Genomic DNA, 16,842 nt, shown 5'->3' on the forward strand with positions numbered 1-16,842 from the left:
AGATGTCCGGAATTCCCCACGATCACTATGAGCCGAAGACAAGTGGCGAGAAGTGGCTGAACAGCCGCCTGCCCATCGTCGGCCTGATCTATGACACCCTGATGATCCCAACCCCCAAGAACCTGAACTGGTGGTGGATCTGGGGCATCGTCCTGGCGTTTTGCCTGGTCCTGCAAATTGTCACCGGTATCGTTCTGGTGATGCACTACACTCCGCATGTTGATCTGGCCTTTGCTAGCATCGAGCACATCATGCGCAACGTGAATGGCGGCTATATGCTGCGGTATCTGCACATGAACGGCGCATCGCTGTTCTTTGTCGCGGTATACATCCACATCTTCCGCGGCCTGTTCTATGGCTCGTACAAAGCCCCGCGCGAGGTTACGTGGATCATTGGGATGCTGATCTATCTCTGTATGATGGGCACTGCCTTTATGGGCTATGTTCTGCCCTGGGGTCAGATGTCCTTCTGGGGTGCGACCGTGATCACCGGCCTGTTTGGTGCGATCCCATTTGTGGGTGACGCGATCCAGACTTGGCTGCTGGGCGGACCGGCTGTGGACAACGCCACGCTGAACCGCTTCTTCTCGCTGCACTACCTGCTGCCCTTTGTAATTGCGGCGCTTGTCATCGTGCATGTCTGGGCTTTCCACACCACCGGCAACAACAACCCGACAGGTGTTGAGGTTCGCCGCGGTTCGAAAGCCGAGGCTGAGAAAGACACGCTGCCCTTCTGGCCTTACTTCGTGATCAAGGACCTGTTCGCACTGGCGGTCATCCTTGTTGTGTTCTGGGCAATCGTTGGTTTCATGCCGAACTATCTAGGCCACCCGGATAACTACATCGAAGCCAACCCGCTGGTAACACCGGCACATATCGTGCCCGAATGGTACTTCTTGCCGTTCTACGCGATCCTGCGTGCCTTTACCGGCGAGGTCTGGGTTGTTCAATTCGCCAGCTTCATCACCGGCGGCATCATTGACGCCAAGTTTTTTGGTGTTCTGGCGATGTTTGGTGCGATCCTGGCTATGGCTCTGGCGCCATGGCTGGACACGTCAACCGTACGTTCGGGTAAATACCGGCCGATGTTCAAATGGTGGTTCTACCTGCTGATCGTCGACTTCTTTGCCCTGATGTGGCTGGGTGCGATGCCCGCAGAAGAGCCCTATGCGACCTTCTCGTTAATCGCATCGGCCTACTGGTTCGGCTATTTCTTCGTGATCCTGCCGGTTCTGGGTGTCATCGAAAAACCCGATGCACAGCCGGAAACCATCGAAGAAGACTTCAACGCGCATTATGGCAAGGCTGACGCCGATGCCACGCCGGCCGAGTAAGAAGAGGGACCGGAAACATGTTCAAGAAACTTGCAATCGGTGCCGCGTTTGCTATCGCATTTGCTCCTGTCGCGTCTAACGCGGCAGGCGGAGGCGAACAGCATATCGAGGACTTCCAATTCTCATTCGAAGGTCCGTTCGGAACTTGGGATCAACACCAGTTACAGCGCGGCCTGCAGATTTACACCGAGGTTTGCGCGGCCTGCCACGGCCTGCGCTATGTGCCTCTGCGTGACCTCGAAGCGCTGGGCTATTCGGAAGACGAAGTCACCGCTTATGCGGCGGGCAACTTTGAAGTGTTCGACCCCGAGCTGGACGACTTCCGCCCGGCAAAACCCGTTGACCATTTCCCCGCCAATGATGGCGTTGGCGCACCCGACCTGAGCCTGATGGCCAAGGCGCGTGCCGGTTTCCACGGCCCTTACGGTCTGGGGATCAACCAGCTGGTCAACGGCATGGGCGGCCCGGAATACATCGCCTCGTTGCTGGATGGTTATACTGGCCACGAAAAGGAAGAAGCGGGAACGGTTCTGTACGAAAACACCGCCTTCCCCGGTGGTTGGATTTCGATGGCGCCCCCGCTTTCGGATGAGCAGGTCGAGTTTGCCGATGGCCACGCAAATGACGTCGAGCATATGTCGGAAGACGTTGCAGCCTTTCTGATGTGGACGGCTGAACCGAAGATGATGGAGCGTAAGTATTCGGGCTTTGTCGGTGTTGTCTTCCTGACGCTTCTGTCGGTCCTGCTGTATCTGGTCAACAAGCGTCTGTGGGCAGGCGTTAAAGGCAAGAAGAAACACTAAGCGCTTTTTCAGAAAAGTTAGAAACCCCCGCGCCACTGGCAGCGGGGGTTTTTTTGTTGCTTTGGGGTGGAAGGGGCGAATCAGGCGCTGAGCTGTGTTGCGGAGCGGCCGGTGATGGTGGCGGTCACGACTTGCCCTTCGGATTGAGCGGTTTTGAACGTGACTTCGGTGAACTGCTCGGTGCGGCCCATATGCGGATTTTCCATCAGGATGTGATGTACCTTGCCAACCTGGGCGGTCAGGTGCTTGGCAATCTGCACCTCGCCAGCGGCACGCAGACGGGCGGCGCGGGTTTTGATGACATTGCCGTTGACCTGCTGCGGAATGCGGGCAGCGGGTGTACCTTCGCGTTTGGAGTAGGGGAAGACATGCAGCCATGTCAGATCGCAATCGGCAATCAGCCTTAGCGAGTTTTCGAAATGCGCCTCGGTCTCGGTCGGGAAACCGGCGATGATGTCAGCGCCAAAGGTCATCTCGGGGCGCAGTTTGCGGGCCTCTTGGGTAAAGCGGATCGCATCGTCACGCAAATGGCGGCGTTTCATCCGCTTCAGGATCAGATCGTCGCCATGCTGCAGCGACAGATGCAAGTGAGGCATCAGGCGGGGTTCTGTGGCAATGGCCTGCATCAGGTTTTCATCGACCTCGATCGAATCGATCGAGCTGATCCGGAGGCGCGGCAAATCGGGCACCAGTTTGAGGATGCGCATAACCAAATCACCCAGCTTTGGCTGGGAAGGCAGGTCAGCTCCCCATGAGGTCAGGTCAACGCCGGTCAGAACGACCTCATTATAGCCCTTATCGACCAGACGCTTGATCTGGTCCACAACAACGCCCGCGGGGACGCTGCGCGAATTACCGCGGCCATATGGGATGATGCAGAAGGTACAGCGGTGGTCACAGCCATTCTGAACCTGTACATAGGCGCGGGACCGAGTGCCAAACCCGTCGATCAAGTGGCCAGCGGTTTCGGTAACCGACATGATGTCATCAACCTGGACGGCCTCGGTTTCACCAATGAAATCCGCCGCCATACCTTTCCAGGTTTCGGGTCGCATCTTTTCCGTGTTGCCAATGACGGCATCGACCTCTTCCATCTGGGAAAAGGTCTGCGGTTCTGTCTGCGCAGCGCAGCCGGTCACAATCAGCCGGGCATTCGGGTTTTCGCGGCGCAGTTTGCGGATTTCCTGCCGGGCCTTGCGCACTGCCTCGGCGGTCACGGCGCAGGTGTTCACCACCACCGCATCGGTCAGACCGGCCTGTTGCGACAGCTCTTTCATCGCCTCGGTCTCATAGGCGTTCAGGCGGCAGCCCAGCGTGGCGAATTTGGGCGGGTTCATCCCAGCGACCTCAGGAATTCCGGCGTCAGCAGGCCTGAGAAGACATGGGCGGTAGGGCCGGTCATCCAGACGCCATCGTCGCGCCAATCAATCCAAATCGTGCCGCCGTCCAGCTCGATCTGAACCTTGCGTCCGGTCAGGCCGCGCCGGGCTGCGGCCACGGCCGTTGCGCAGGACGAAGAGCCAGAGGCCAGGGTGATGCCAACGCCCCGTTCCCATACGCGCATGCGGATATGATCCGGACCGATCAGCTGTGCCACTTGTACATTGGTCCGTTCTGGATAGAGCGGATGATATTCATACCGTGCGCCGAACTCTGCCAGCGGAATCGCCTCGGCATTGTCGACAAAGAAGGTGCAATGCGGGTTTCCCATGCCGGTGGCGGTTGGGGCGCCTTCGATCGGCAGTTCCAAGGTGTCCACGTCTTCGGTCAGTGGAATCTCGTGCCAGTTCAGCTGCGGCAGTCCCATATTAACCGAAGTCAGCCCGTCCCCCGCATCGCTTGCATAGAGCGTTCCCCGCTCGGTGGTCAGGGTCAGGGTCTGTTTGCCGGTTTCCTCCATCAGAAACCGCGCGATACAGCGGGTGGCATTGCCACAGGCGGCCGAGGTCGAGCCATCGGCGTTGTAGAACACCAGATGGGCATCTGATGCGCCGTTTTCGATGACGGCGAGCTGATCAAAGCCGACCCCAAATTGCCGATGCCCAATGGCTTGAGCCAAGGCTGGTGTCACCCCGACCTCATGCGCGCGCGCATCCACAATGACAAAGTCATTGCCCAGCCCATGCATCTTCATAAAGGGCAATCCGGTGTTCTGAATTCCTTGCATGGCGGGCATATAACGTTGCTGCGGATGGGAATCCACCCTGTGGCGCAGATTCGTGAAAAAAGGGGTTGACCCCCTTGCGCCACCTGCCTAAGTAGGCCGCCTATCGGGACGCCGTTTCGAAAGAAACTACAGGCGTAACGAGGTGTGAAATAAGGTCTTGAACCCAGTCGGGAAAATGCCTTACAGAGCGCCACGGATCCAAAGGATCCAAACAAAAGAGTGGGCCGTTAGCTCAGTTGGTAGAGCAACTGACTTTTAATCAGTGGGTCGCAGGTTCGAATCCTGCACGGCTCACCACTTTTTACATAGCACCAAGGCGTTACGCAGGATCAGATTGATGCGAACGTATAACCACACCGCATGTGCGATGATCTGCCAAGGAGATCCGTGGCGATTGTAGCTTATCGGCGATGGCTGCTTCGATGTCACCTTCGTCCAATTACGGGTGTGAGAATCCAAACGGCAAGTTGGCGGGACAAAACCCTTCGAACTGCAGAAATCAATTTACGTTCAAGGGTTTGCGACTTCTGTTAGCCTCTGAATGTAAATGGTGCCTCAAGAGGGACTCGAACCCCCGACCTTGTCCTTACGAAGGACCTGCTCTACCAGCTGAGCTATTGAGGCAAGCGAGGCTCGTTTAAACCCTCGTGCGGGTGCTTGCAAGCGGTGAAACCCCGGGTTTCATGACCTCAGAAGCACCTGTTTCCGCATTTTGTTATCACCGTTCATTGAGGGTCCGGCGCGCACTGGAAATCGGAACCGGGTTGACTGCAGTTATATATTTCCATATTTCATGAAATATGGAAATAATAGCAACAGAACAACTGGCGACTTTGGGTCACCCGCAACGGCTTTCAGTGTTTCGCATGTTGATGCGACGCTTTCCTGACGCTGTCCCGGCCGGAGAGCTTGCCTTGGGGCTGGGGATCAAGCCCAACACATTATCGAACTATCTGAACGCGTTGCGACAGGCGGGGCTGGTCCGGCAGAATCGGTCTGGTACCTCTTTGCTCTACTCGATCGAGATGCAGAATGTGCAGCAGATGCTGGATTACCTACTGAACGATTGCTGCCGCGGACGCCCCGAAATCTGTATCCCGTCAGGCTGGGACAGCGACAGATCAGCGGACCGAAAATATAACGTTCTTTTCCTGTGCGTTGGCAATTCCGCCCGTTCGATATTTGCTGAATCTATCCTTCGCGCGCTGGCGGGTGAGCGTTTCAACGCATATTCTGCGGGAACGCAGCCTTCATCCGGGCTCAACCCTATAGCGGTGCAGGTCCTTAAGGACAAAGGGCATGACGTTTCGGCTCTGCGCTCGAAACATATGTCAGAATTTGCCACCTCTGACGTGCCCGAGATGGATTTTGTCTTTACCGTCTGCAATCAGGCCGCGAATGAGGAATGCCCGGCCTGGGATGGCCAGCCGATCAGCGGTCACTGGGGCGTGGTCGACCCGGTCATGGCGACAGGCACGAAGGCTGAAAAAAGCCTGGCCTTCCAGAACGCCTATGGTTCGCTCAGGCGCAGGATCGAGGCCTTTACCTCGCTGCCGGTCGAAAGCCTCGACCGGATCGCCTTGCAATCTGCTGTCGACGATATTGCCAGAACATCTGACGAGGACATGACATGACAACCTACGCCGTGAATGGCCTTGGCCGGATGGGCAAGCTGGCCCTGAAACCACTATTGGAGAAAGGCGCAAAGATCGCCTGGATCAATGACGGGATCGGTGATCCTGAAATGCACGCGCATTTGCTGGAATTCGACACGGTTCATGGACGCTGGGAAGCAGATTTTGACTATGACAAAGACAGCGTCACCATAGAGGGTATGCACTTGCCGTTTGTCGGTACCCGCGACCTGAACGCGCTGCCACTGGACGGGGTCGACGTGGTGATTGACTGCACAGGCGCCTTCAAAACCGAGATCAAGCTGGCGCCATATTTTGATGCAGGCGTCAGGAAGGTTGTCGTCTCGGCACCGGTCAAGGATGGCCCGACCGCCAATATCGTGATGGGCGTGAACGAAGGTACATATGATCCGAGCGCGCATCACATCGTGACGGCTGCCTCTTGCACCACCAACTGCCTGGCGCCGGTGGTCAAGGTGATCCATGAGAATATCGGCATTCGCCACGGGTCGATGACCACAATCCACGACGTAACGAACACGCAGACTATCGTGGATCGCCCGGCCAAAGACCTGCGCCGCGCGCGGTCGGCTCTGAACTCACTGATCCCGACCACCACCGGCTCGGCCACGGCAATCACCCTGATTTACCCGGAACTCCAAGGACGGCTGAACGGTCACGCGGTCCGGGTGCCGCTGCTGAATGCCTCGCTGACCGATTGCGTGTTCGAAGTAGAGCGGGAAACAACCGTCGAAGAGGTCAACGCGTTATTCAAAGAAGCCGCCGATGGAGATTTGAAGGGTATTCTGGGCTATGAAACCCGCCCTCTGGTGTCGACCGACTATACCAATGATCAGCGTTCTTCGATCATCGACGCCCCGTCGACGATGGTGGTGAACGGCACCCAGGTAAAGATCTACGCCTGGTATGACAATGAGATGGGATACGCGCACCGTCTGGTCGACGTCGCGCTCATGGTCGGAGCCGCGCTGTGACCCAGAAGCCCGAAGGGTTGTCCGCCTATATCGCGGTCACGGCAGCCTATTGGGCATTCATGCTGACCGACGGCGCGCTTCGTATGCTGGTGCTGCTGCATTTTCATACGATGGGCTTCTCGCCGGTCCAGCTGGCCTATCTGTTTGTTCTGTATGAAATTGCCGGTATCGGCACCAATCTGGCGGCGGGCTGGATTGCGGCTCGGTTCGGGTTGACCTCGACGCTCTATGCGGGGCTTGGCCTGCAGGTGGGGGCGTTGCTGCTGCTGACTCAACTAGACCCTAATTGGGCCATTCCAGCTAAAGTGGCCTTTGTCATGATCGTTCAGGGTGCCAGCGGCGTGGCCAAGGATCTGGCCAAGATGTCTTCGAAATCCGCCGTGAAACTGCTGGCCCCGACCGAGGATGGCGGCCTGTTTCGCTGGGTTGCCCTGCTGACCGGGTCCAAGAACGCGGTCAAAGGGCTGGGCTTTTTGCTGGGCGCAGGTCTGTTGGCAACGTTTGGCTTTAACTGGGCGGTGCTGGCCATGGCTATGGTGCTGGGCGTCATCCTGATCGCGGTCGTTCTATTCATGCCGCTGGGCCTGCCCAAAGGGCGTAAAGGCGCAAAATTCTCTGAGGTTTTTTCGAAATCCCCCAATATCAACTGGCTGTGCTTGTCCCGCATGTTTCTGTTTGGCGCGCGCGATGTGTGGTTTGTGGTCGGGATTCCGATCTATTTCTATGCGGTATTGTCCGACGGGTCCGAAACCGGGAACCGAGCGGCCTTTTTCATGATCGGGACATTCATGGCGGCCTGGATCATCCTATACGGCGCAGTTCAGGCCAGCGCCCCGAAGATCCTGCGCGCCTCTGACCGGTCCGAGCCCCAATTGATCCGCGCCGCGCGCGATTGGGCCGTAACCCTGTTCTGCGTGCCTGCCGCCCTGACCGTCGCTGTAGCCTTATCCTCGGGGCCCGCCACTTGGCTGACCATTACGCTGGTGATCGGCTTGCTGATCTTTGGAGTGATCTTTGCCGTGAACTCTTCGCTGCATTCCTATCTGATCCTGTCCTTTTCTCAGGCCGAGCGGGTCACGATGGATGTCGGTTTCTATTACATGGCCAACGCGGCTGGCCGATTGCTGGGCACAGTGCTGTCTGGCCTCACTTACCAGATCGGTGGTTTGGCAATGGTTCTGGGAACAGCCGCAACAATGGTCGCTCTGTCCGCCATGGCCTCGGACAGGATGCAGGACCGTTTGGCGGTGGGTTAGCATTCTCACCAAGCTTGCTCGCGAATGCGGCATGGACGTCATTATTTTTGCCGATGAATTCTGTGACGGGACAAATGGAATTAGCCCCTACATGTTACGCTATCCGGCAGAAACGCTTTATTGGCGATGCCGCAGGGCATTTCAGCGGATCCAATTTGTTGTTTCGAAATCTCAGTGGCACACTCGGGAAGCGCGCAAAGCAACACGTTCGAAAGCTCACTGAAGCAAAAGATTATTTTTTTGGTACCCAAGCAATAAGGCTTGCAGTGGTTCGTGGCCGACCGCTCAGCCTTAACAATCCAATGTCACTGCCCAGAGGCATTTGACCTGGAAAGCCACCACTCGAGTTGCATGAGGTCCGAGCATCAGCATTCCTTGGTCGGGTAGAAGTTAATGTCACACCACCGTCGCTATTCTGCAGCGTTCGGAACCGTCGCTTCTGCGTACATTCCCTTCACACGTTCCTTTGTTGGATCGAAATGCGGGAATGGCACGATCTTGGCTTTCAACCGCTTTTGTTGGCCGTCCAGCTGCCCGATTTCGATGTCCGCTCCAACGATGGCATGGGTAACCGAAATCCGACCCAAAGCGATGACCTTGCCGAGGATGGGTGATTTCATCGCGCTGGTAATCTCTCCGACCTGCGCTTTCCCAACGCGCACGCAGTCACCGGGTGAGGGGACCGTACCCCCTTCGATCTCAAATCCAACCAGTTTGCGGTGTGGGTGGGCCTTGCGCTCCTCTATCGCCGCCCGCCCAATGAAGTCGTCGGTCTTTGATTTCAGCGGCACAGTAAAGCCGATGCCGGCCTCGAACGGATCGGTCTGATCGTCGAATTCTGACCCGGCAAAGATCAGACCGCCCTCGATCCGCAACATGTCCAATGCGCCCAGGCCCAGAGGCGCAATGCCATACTCTTGGCCCACCTCCCAGACACGATCAAAGATTTCGACGGCATCCTTGGGGTGGCAGAAGATTTCATACCCAAGCTCTCCGGAATAGCCGGTCCGAGAAATTACAACAGAAGTCCCCTGCACATCACCAACCCGCGCGACCGAAAGCCTGAACCACGGCAGTTCGTCGATCGTTGGTTGCTGAGGCGGTGTCCAGAATATCTTGGAAAGTATGTCGCGGCTATGCCGCCCCTGAACTGCAATGTTGTGCAACTGGTCCGTAGAGTTGCGCACCCAGACATTCATATTGCGTTTGAGCGCCTGTTCCTGCAGCCACAACCCGCTGGTGTCATTCCCACCGATCCAGCGGAAGTTCGTCTCACCCAACCGGTAGACGGTGCCATCGTCGATCATACCGCCGTGCTCGTAGCACATGGCCGTATAAACGACCTGACCAACGCTCAGCTTTTTCATGTTGCGGGTCACGCAAAGCTGCATCAGTTCTTCGGCGTCAGGTCCCACGACTTCGTATTTGCGCAGCGGGCTGAGGTCCATGACAGCAACCTTGTCCCTGCAAGTCCAATATTCGGCAATCGCGCCATGATTGGTCATCGTGTTGGGCAGCCAATAGCCATTGTATTCGACGAAATCACGGGTGTGCCGTGCAAAGCAGTCGTGAAATGCTGTTTTCTTAGTTTCTTCCACATCCGCCTCCGCAGATTTTCTATAGCCATAGGACCGCTTGAAATCCTCGGTCGCCTTATAGGTTCGCACTTGAATGTCTGTTGGATTCCAGCCATTTGCCGGGTCGATATCGCAGGGACAGCCGGTGCTGACGCAAACCAGATCGGTCAGGGCGCGCAGCAGGACGAAGTCACCGGGTCGCGACCACGGATCGTCCATCCCAATGGCGTTGGTGTCATCCAGCATCGTGTTGAAAAAGAAGTTGATCGCTGGCCAGCCACCGCGCGGCTTGATGCCATATTGGTCCAGATCCTTGTTGATATTGTCCGAACAATTCACATGGCCGGGATAGCCAAGGTCTTCGTAATATCGCGCCGTACAGGCCAGACCGAACGTGTCATGGCGCCCACAGGTATCTTGAACGATTTCGATCAGAGGCTCTTGATCTACTGACCAGTACTTTGAGAAAATCCCGGGTTGAGGATACAAGCTGCCCATCAGGCTGCGTGTTGTTGTCGGGTCGATTTCACGCTCGATCCCCTGATCCAGTGCGCGGCGGCTGAATGCCTGAAAATCGGAACACTCTCGGCCACGAATATCGACGATCTGGATGAATTCACCGGCCTTCACTTCGTATGAGTGCGCATTTCCCGGCTGAATATTGAAATCCTTAAGCGGATCGGCCAGCGGATCGGGTGGTCCGACATCGGGCTTTTCCAATCCGGGCGCTGAGCGCTGGATGTACAAGATGATATCCGTAGGAGGGTTGTTGTCCTCGGGGCGCATAGCCTTGCCTGGTGCAGCGACAATCAAAAGACCATCGCTTTCCGCCACGAAATGCACCATGTCGCCCGGGCGTGAACCGCCAGCGAATGCCCGGATTGCGTCACCTTTTCCGATGTCGAAGCCCGCGATTTCCAATGCACGCAGAACTTTTTTGCCAGATGCTGATCCATTTGCGAGGGTTGTGATCAAACCTTCGGGCCGTCCATGCCCCTGAGTGCCCAGCATGGCTGCATCGGAGCTTCGGTCAGGAGAAAAGAAGACCATCTCAGCCGGTTGCATCCCATCGCGGTCCAGCAGCGTGATGGTATCGCCCTTGGACACCGGTACCGCGCGCGACCCCATTCCGGGGATCGGGTGGCGTTCCGTTCCATGCGGCAGGATCGGAAGGCCGGGGGCCAGAACCCCGCTGCGTTCGAATGGAACTTCGAAGACCGGCTTCACATTCATAGTGTGTTTTCCTGAATGGCTTCGGTTGCACCGCGATGGGTGACCACCAAGAGGCATCCCGCCTCGGTTCGCGAATAGTGGCTGAACCCGGCAGCAAGGCTGACAAAATCGCCGCTGCGATATCGAAACCCGTCGTGGTCGGTCAGATCGCCCTCAAGCACAAAGAACTCTTCCGGCCCGTAATGGACATGAGGGTTCGAACGTGTGCCTGGCGCCATCTTCATCAGATAGCTGCCTTGTCCGGTTTCTTCATCGAAACTGATATTCTTCCACCAGACCTGCGCATCGGGCAGGCCGTCCATTCGCATCCGGACAAATCCGGGGTCATCGAAGCGGATAACGGTGCGAGCGCTCTGCTGTTGTTCCATCTTAGTCGAGCCCCAACCGCTTTTTGCGCTGATCAGCCCAACTGCTGATCGCCATGTCGAAGGTAAGCGCCATCAGCGAGACATTCATGCCGAGCACAAAGTTCTTGCCCAGTTCGGTACCTGCCAGAGTTCGTTGAAGTTCCTGCCCCAGATCCTGCGTTCCAATGAAGGCCGCGATAATGACCATGAAGAAGGCGAACATGATGGCTTGATTAAACCCGACCGCCATAGTTGGCAGCGCCAGAGGGAACTGAACCGACATAAGTTTTTGCCGGCGGGTCGAGCCGGACATATCTGCTGCCTCGGTCATTTCCGGCGGCACGTTGCTGAGGCCAATAATGGTGTACCGGATCAGCGGGACAGCGGCGAAGATCAGAATCGAGAACACAACCGCGACATCATTGACCCCGAACAACATGATCGCAGGGATCAAGTAAATGAAGCTGGGGAAGGTTTGCGCAGTGTCGCAAGCCAGCAAAATGCTCTTGGACCAACGCGCGGACCGCGCAGCGACAACGCCCAGGGGGATACCGATCATGGTTGCCAGCGCAACGGCCGAGATCACGGTATACAAAGTAATAACCGACCGATCCCACCAGCCCGAGAACGCGACAATCGTAAAGAAGATCGCTGCGTAGATGCCGGGCTTTCGGCCACCAACCCAATAAGCAAAGGAAACAACCAGCAGGATGAACGCGGGAGTTGGAATGGCGAGTAGCGTATTCCGGAATGGAATCAGAACCTTGACGTTCAGAAACCAGCGCAACCATTCGGTTGTCCCTTTGATCATGTCGATGGCCAGGAACGACTTGATAACCACGTCGATTTCCTTGCCCTGGCTTAGATGCTGCTTGCGGCCAATTTCGGCCAGGATCGGGAAGACCTGAGACAACAGAGTGAACCCAACAAACAGACCCAGTGCGACCAGCGAAATCTGGTGGCGCTTCCACCACGGGGTGCCGCGTTCGAAGTGCACTGGCTGTTTGACGACCCAGGCCTTTGACATCCGATCCAACGTGACAGCCAGAAGGACGATGGTTACGCCAATCTCGAAAGAACGGCCCAGCTTGAAACTACCCATCATCGCCAGCAGTTTCGCGCCAAGACCGGGCATTCCGATAAAGGCGGTCAGAACCACCATTGCCAGACACAGCATGATAACCTGATTGACGCCGACCAGAACTTCGGTGCGCGCAGCCGGCACGTAAACATGGCGTAGCATCTGCCATTTGGTACATCCAGACATCTGGCCTGCTTCGATCACTTCGGGGCTGACTTTCTTCAGACCCAACGTGGTCATCAGGATCATCGGCGGGATGGCAAAGGTAATCGTTGCAACAGCCCCAGCTGTCGGTCCGACCTTAAAAAAGATCACTGCTGGCAAGAGATACGTAAAGAAGGGCAGGGTTTGCAGCACGGACAGCATGGGTTTCAGCATCCGCTCGAACCAGCGGTATTTCCAGGCGGCGATGCCCAGTATCAAGCCCAAAAGAAACGCCAGCGGTGCGGCAACCACGATGACAGACATCGTCTGCATGGCGATCTTCCACTGCCCGATCGCGGCCGTCCAGATGAAGGTTCCCGCGCCTAATGCGGCCAGACGCCAACCACCTACGGCGTAGCCGACGACGGCTGCCACTGCGGCGATTGCGGACCATGGGATCGGACCTAGATTGGGCCAACGGCGCTTGCCTTCCAGAAGGTTCGCTGACGTATCCAGCAGGAACTCAAGCGGACCTTCGGCGATAAATCGTGTGACATAGATCAGGCCAAGATCATTTTGGATAAAGTAGAAGACTGCATCCAGAACCTGCGCCGTCGGCGGAATCGCGGCTTCGGGGATGCGGTTTAGCCATTCGGGAAGAACTCCGACAGCTTTGGCAACGATCAGCACGAAGGCGGCGGCCAGAAGTGTAGTCAGGACTCTGGTTTTTCCCCACGTCCCGTCTGAAGTGTCCGGTACTTCGGTGGACAGCGCCGCCATCATTCAGCTCCAAGCAGAACATTCAATGCGGCGTCACGTTCCAGAACACCGGTGACAACGCCATTGTCATCCGCCACCGGCAAAAGAATGCGGTTATCGTTGACAAGAACCCGCGCCAGTTCGTGAATGGTTGATCCACCATTGATTGGTGCGCCCTCCAAGGCATGACCGTTCACAGGTTTTGCCAGGCCTTTGGCATGTACGACCCGGGCCTTGTCGACATCTTCGGTAAACTTGGCCACGTACTCGGTGGCAGGGTTCATCACAATCTTGTCGGGGGTGTCACATTGTTCGACCGCGCCGTTGCGCATGATTGCAATCCGGTCTGCCAGACGTAGCGCTTCGTCAAAATCATGCGTGATGAAAACGATGGTTTTGCCCAGCATCTCTTGCAATCGCAGGAATTCATCCTGCATTTCGCGGCGGATCAGTGGATCAAGCGCCGAGAATGGCTCGTCCAGAAACCAGATATCGGGTTCAATGGCGAGCGACCGGGCGATTCCGACTCTTTGCTGTTGGCCGCCGCTCAATTCCCGTGGGAAGTATTCTTCCCGACCTTCAAGGCCCACCAACTTGATGACTTCCAGCGCGCGTTCGCGCCGATCATGACGATCTTGTCCGCGCATTTCCAACGGAAAGGCCACGTTGTCCAAAACCGTGCGATGTGGCAGCAGTCCGAAAGACTGAAACACCATGCCCATCTTGTTTCTGCGCAATTCAATCAGATCGCGCTCGCTCAGGCTCATGATGTCCTGACCGTCAATCTCAATCGTTCCGCCTGTAATGTCGTGCAGGCGCGAAAAACAACGTACCAGCGTCGACTTGCCTGACCCTGACAAACCCATGATGACCAGCATTTCGCCACGGCCAACCTCAATCGAGACATCCTTGACACCGGCGATATACCCATCTGCACGGATTTCATCAAAACCGCGGCCAGCGGGCATGGACTTCAGGTAGCTCTCTGGCGAGGGCCCAAACAGTTTCCATACATTTTTGGCTGAGATGACAGGCGCTGTGGCGGACATGGCTGCCTAACTTTCTTGTTGAGCGCGGCCTTGCATCGATCAGATGGTCAAGGCCGCGCCAGTTTCGGTGGATGTAGCCGGATTATGAGCTGCAGGAACTGATCCAAGGATCGACGACAGCGCGGTTGGCGTCCAGCCATTCTTCGGCGGCTTCTTCCGGTTCAAGCTCATCAGTATCGACCAGCTTCGCCATCTCAGCAATCTGCGGATTGGTGAAAGAAATCTCTGTCAGGGCGCAATACGCGGCCGGCCATTTGTCTTTCATACCATCCCAGGCTGCCTTTTTCAGGTAACCTTTGGCGGGGTTGCCGCAATCATACAACGCATTCGGGTTAGGACCCTTGGCTGGGTCTTTGTCGCATCCGTCTTCCCATGCTGGGAACTCAACGAACTCACCAGGCCAGACGGCTTCGGCAAAGTTTGGCGTCCAGTTAAAAACCAGTACCGGTGTTTTGTCGGCCTCAGCCGCGCCTATCTCGGCCCAAAGGGCTGCGGCGGAACCCGCATTGATCACGGTAAAGTTCAGATCAAGTGCTTCGGCGCGTTCTTTACCATGCTTCAACCAGTCAACTGGACCATCCAGATACCGACCCTTGTCGCCGGTTTCGGCTGTCGCGAACAGGTGTGCGCAGTCGTTCAATGCATTCCAATCTGGCAGGCCCGGGCAGGATTCCTTGGTCCACATGGGATACCACCAATCCTCACGTGTAACGGCGTCATGATCGCCTGCGTCATGCAGGCCACCTTTTTCCAATGCCGCCCTGTAGGACGCGCCAAACGCGCCTTCCCAGACTTCCATCTCCAACGCCACATCGCCCAGGCGCACCGATTCATAGACCGCCTGGCTGTCGGTGGTGACGTATTCGACGTTGTTGCCCATCTCTTCAAAGATCAGGCCGACAACGTTCGACATCACGATCTGGCTGGACCAATTGTGAATTGGGATCACGATCGGGTCGCTGCTGTCTTCTGCAGTCGCCCCTGTTCCCGCAACTGCTGCCAAAGTTGCAGCAGAAAGGAGGTTTGTAAGTTTCATGTTTGCTCCCTGAGTGATGTTCATTTTTTAGGTTGTGGACTCTTCCGGCCCCGAATTTGTGCATTCTGCGCAGAATCGCCCCAGACGCAGAACAGAAATTTGAGGGTCTTTGACCATAAATTCTTGAGGCTAACCCGACTTTTTGCTATCTTAACAATTAGTTGCCTGATCGATTGCCCGCAGATGAGGCCAAATGTTTTTCGATCGCTATAACGTCCAGTTCGGGAATCCGCTCTGAAATGCCAAAGAAAACTTCAGTCACAGGGAAAGTCCTTCCGCCGCTCGACTATTTGTTGGCGTTTGAAGCTGCCGCAAAGGCGCAGAGCTTTGCGCAGGCCAGTAAGGTTCTGAACATCTCTGAAACGGCGATCAGCCGCAAAGTGCGGTTGCTAGAGCAACACTATGATGTGCCGTTGTTTGTGCGAGGGCACCGATCTGTTTCGCTTACCCAACAAGGGGCCATCCTGCTGGCAACCGTGGAGAAGTCGCTGGACCTGATGCGGGATGTCAGCCGGGATATGCTGGCCAAACATCAGGCCAACACGGTATCGATCTCCGCCACCAACTCTGTCGCGTCTCTTTGGCTGATGCCGCAACTTCGCAAGTTCAACAAATCAAATGGCCGCATCCGTATTTCGCTGGTCTCTTCTGACAGCGACGCAGAGTGCCTGTCGGATTCGATGGACTTGACGATCCTGCGTGGAGATGGCGATTGGCCGGGATACGAGGCACAGCTTTTGTTCGGAGAAACCGTATTTCCGGTCTGCAGCCCAGAGTATCTCAAGAGCAACCCCAAAGCGGCAGATATATCTGCGCTGCCGGAACTGGAACTTATTGAAGTCGCCAGTGGTCATGCAGAGTGGATGACATGGCGCACTTGGTTCAGTGGCAATGGGGTATCGACGTCCTCGATGGAACAGGCAGTGGAGTTCAATACCTATCCGTTGTCAGTGCAAGCAGCTGTCGATGGACTGGGAATTGCATTGGGTTGGGCCCATCTTGTTGACCCATTGCTTGAAAGCGGCACTTTGGTCAGACCGGTTCAGGGCGCATCAGTGCGAACACAGTCCGGATACTACCTGTTAAAAAGGCCTCTTCACAAAGCTTTCCCAGAGCAGCGCATCGTTGAAGATTGGTTGCTTGGTCTCAGCGCGGGTCGGAAAAGATACGCCTGATCGCTGTGGCCAGCCTCTGTTTCCTAATGATGAATCGAGTAGCACTTTCAGGGAGTGTTAAACTCGCATATTGACCCTAGGGAATAAATATTTACTTTAAAGAAAAATATATGCGAATCTGGTTCGGCTCCTTGCCGTTCTGGTTGGAACACTATTGGCCTATTTTATGCAGGGAGACCGAAACCCAATGAGCTATAAATCTGACATCGAAATTGCGCGTGAGGCGAAGAAGAAGCCGATTCAGGAGATTGG

At 56.1% G+C, this 16,842-nt stretch carries 13 protein-coding genes and 2 tRNA genes; 7 read left to right on the top strand and 8 right to left on the bottom strand.

Going from position 1 to position 16,842, the window contains the following annotated elements:
* Positions 1-2: 2 nt before the first annotated feature.
* Both petB and AC2FJV_RS17765 read left to right on the top strand, forming a co-directional pair.
* On the top strand, positions 3-1,334 hold the full coding sequence (gene petB / locus AC2FJV_RS17760; protein WP_142640230.1) for a cytochrome b: 1,332 nt from the start codon (positions 3-5) through the stop codon (positions 1,332-1,334).
* 17 nt (positions 1,335-1,351) lie between these two features.
* Complete coding sequence (locus AC2FJV_RS17765) at positions 1,352-2,137, top strand: cytochrome c1 (protein ID WP_496714198.1); 786 nt, start codon at positions 1,352-1,354, stop codon at positions 2,135-2,137.
* Between the two features lie 80 nt (positions 2,138-2,217).
* Here AC2FJV_RS17765 and mtaB read toward each other — a convergent pair whose 3' ends face one another.
* Together mtaB and dapF are read right to left on the bottom strand one after the other, a co-directional pair.
* Entirely contained in the window at positions 2,218-3,474 is a 1,257-nt protein-coding gene (gene mtaB / locus AC2FJV_RS17770; protein ID WP_496714199.1) for a tRNA (N(6)-L-threonylcarbamoyladenosine(37)-C(2))-methylthiotransferase MtaB, read from the bottom strand.
* Positions 3,471-4,313 (bottom strand): diaminopimelate epimerase, encoded by an 843-nt coding sequence (dapF, locus tag AC2FJV_RS17775; RefSeq protein ID WP_271951728.1) that lies wholly within the window; start codon positions 4,311-4,313, stop codon positions 3,471-3,473. The genes mtaB and dapF overlap by 4 nt, the downstream gene beginning before the upstream one ends.
* 212 nt (positions 4,314-4,525) lie before the next feature.
* Between dapF and AC2FJV_RS17780 the strand changes: the two genes are divergently transcribed.
* A tRNA-Lys gene (locus AC2FJV_RS17780) sits at positions 4,526-4,601 on the top strand.
* 251 nt (positions 4,602-4,852) lie between these two features.
* On the opposite strand, the gene AC2FJV_RS17785 is transcribed toward AC2FJV_RS17780, so the two are convergent.
* Positions 4,853-4,928 (bottom strand) — tRNA-Thr (locus AC2FJV_RS17785).
* 176 nt (positions 4,929-5,104) lie between these two features.
* On the opposite strand from AC2FJV_RS17785, the gene AC2FJV_RS17790 reads away from it, so the two are divergent.
* Genes AC2FJV_RS17790 through arsJ form a run of 3 tightly spaced genes read left to right on the top strand, consistent with a single transcriptional unit; the run spans position 5,105 to position 8,189 of the window.
* A complete protein-coding gene (locus AC2FJV_RS17790) occupies positions 5,105-5,938 on the top strand; it encodes an arsenate reductase/protein-tyrosine-phosphatase family protein (protein WP_496714200.1) in 834 nt (277 codons plus the stop codon).
* Positions 5,935-6,933 carry an ArsJ-associated glyceraldehyde-3-phosphate dehydrogenase gene (locus AC2FJV_RS17795; protein ID WP_496690451.1) on the top strand — a complete coding sequence of 333 codons (999 nt, stop codon included), beginning with the start codon at positions 5,935-5,937 and terminating at the stop codon, positions 6,931-6,933. Before AC2FJV_RS17790 ends, AC2FJV_RS17795 begins: the two co-directional genes overlap by 4 nt.
* On the top strand, positions 6,930-8,189 hold the full coding sequence (gene arsJ, locus AC2FJV_RS17800) for an organoarsenical effux MFS transporter ArsJ (protein ID WP_496714201.1): 1,260 nt from the start codon (positions 6,930-6,932) through the stop codon (positions 8,187-8,189). Before AC2FJV_RS17795 ends, arsJ begins: the two co-directional genes overlap by 4 nt.
* A 410-nt stretch (positions 8,190-8,599) precedes the next feature.
* Here the strand turns inward: arsJ and AC2FJV_RS17805 are convergent, their stop codons facing one another.
* From AC2FJV_RS17805 to AC2FJV_RS17825, 5 genes are all read right to left on the bottom strand, one after another.
* Complete coding sequence (locus AC2FJV_RS17805; RefSeq protein ID WP_496714202.1) at positions 8,600-10,999, bottom strand: trimethylamine N-oxide demethylase; 2,400 nt, start codon at positions 10,997-10,999, stop codon at positions 8,600-8,602.
* Positions 10,996-11,367, bottom strand: a complete 372-nt coding sequence (locus AC2FJV_RS17810; RefSeq protein WP_496707248.1) for a cupin domain-containing protein — start codon at positions 11,365-11,367, stop codon at positions 10,996-10,998. Before AC2FJV_RS17810 ends, AC2FJV_RS17805 begins: the two co-directional genes overlap by 4 nt.
* 1 nt (position 11,368) lies before the next feature.
* Positions 11,369-13,351 carry an ABC transporter permease gene (locus AC2FJV_RS17815; protein WP_496714203.1) on the bottom strand — a complete coding sequence of 661 codons (1,983 nt, stop codon included), beginning with the start codon at positions 13,349-13,351 and terminating at the stop codon, positions 11,369-11,371.
* Positions 13,351-14,379: a quaternary amine ABC transporter ATP-binding protein gene (locus AC2FJV_RS17820; RefSeq protein ID WP_496714204.1), complete on the bottom strand. Its 1,029-nt coding sequence runs from the start codon at positions 14,377-14,379 to the stop codon at positions 13,351-13,353. Before AC2FJV_RS17820 ends, AC2FJV_RS17815 begins: the two co-directional genes overlap by 1 nt.
* Positions 14,380-14,461: 82 nt before the next feature.
* Entirely contained in the window at positions 14,462-15,415 is a 954-nt protein-coding gene (locus AC2FJV_RS17825) for an ABC transporter substrate-binding protein (protein WP_271951752.1), read from the bottom strand.
* A gap of 239 nt (positions 15,416-15,654) precedes the next feature.
* On the opposite strand from AC2FJV_RS17825, the gene AC2FJV_RS17830 reads away from it, so the two are divergent.
* Positions 15,655-16,590 carry a LysR substrate-binding domain-containing protein gene (locus AC2FJV_RS17830; RefSeq protein WP_496714206.1) on the top strand — a complete coding sequence of 312 codons (936 nt, stop codon included), beginning with the start codon at positions 15,655-15,657 and terminating at the stop codon, positions 16,588-16,590.
* The last annotated feature ends 252 nt before the right edge of the window (positions 16,591-16,842 follow it).

It is taken from the genome of Ruegeria sp. CDSA241, from assembly GCF_059611265.1.

Coding starts and splice junctions, on each gene's coding strand:
- petB (WP_142640230.1), top strand. CDS start 3: ATGTCCGGAATTCCCCACGATCACTATGAGCCGAAGACAAGTGGCGAG.
- AC2FJV_RS17765 (WP_496714198.1), top strand. CDS start 1,352: ATGTTCAAGAAACTTGCAATCGGTGCCGCGTTTGCTATCGCATTTGCT.
- mtaB (WP_496714199.1), bottom strand. CDS start 3,474: ATGAACCCGCCCAAATTCGCCACGCTGGGCTGCCGCCTGAACGCCTAT.
- dapF (WP_271951728.1), bottom strand. CDS start 4,313: ATGCCCGCCATGCAAGGAATTCAGAACACCGGATTGCCCTTTATGAAG.
- AC2FJV_RS17790 (WP_496714200.1), top strand. CDS start 5,105: ATGGAAATAATAGCAACAGAACAACTGGCGACTTTGGGTCACCCGCAA.
- AC2FJV_RS17795 (WP_496690451.1), top strand. CDS start 5,935: ATGACAACCTACGCCGTGAATGGCCTTGGCCGGATGGGCAAGCTGGCC.
- AC2FJV_RS17805 (WP_496714202.1), bottom strand. CDS start 10,999: ATGAATGTGAAGCCGGTCTTCGAAGTTCCATTCGAACGCAGCGGGGTT.
- AC2FJV_RS17810 (WP_496707248.1), bottom strand. CDS start 11,367: ATGGAACAACAGCAGAGCGCTCGCACCGTTATCCGCTTCGATGACCCC.
- AC2FJV_RS17815 (WP_496714203.1), bottom strand. CDS start 13,351: ATGGCGGCGCTGTCCACCGAAGTACCGGACACTTCAGACGGGACGTGG.
- AC2FJV_RS17820 (WP_496714204.1), bottom strand. CDS start 14,379: ATGTCCGCCACAGCGCCTGTCATCTCAGCCAAAAATGTATGGAAACTG.
- AC2FJV_RS17825 (WP_271951752.1), bottom strand. CDS start 15,415: ATGAAACTTACAAACCTCCTTTCTGCTGCAACTTTGGCAGCAGTTGCG.
- AC2FJV_RS17830 (WP_496714206.1), top strand. CDS start 15,655: ATGCCAAAGAAAACTTCAGTCACAGGGAAAGTCCTTCCGCCGCTCGAC.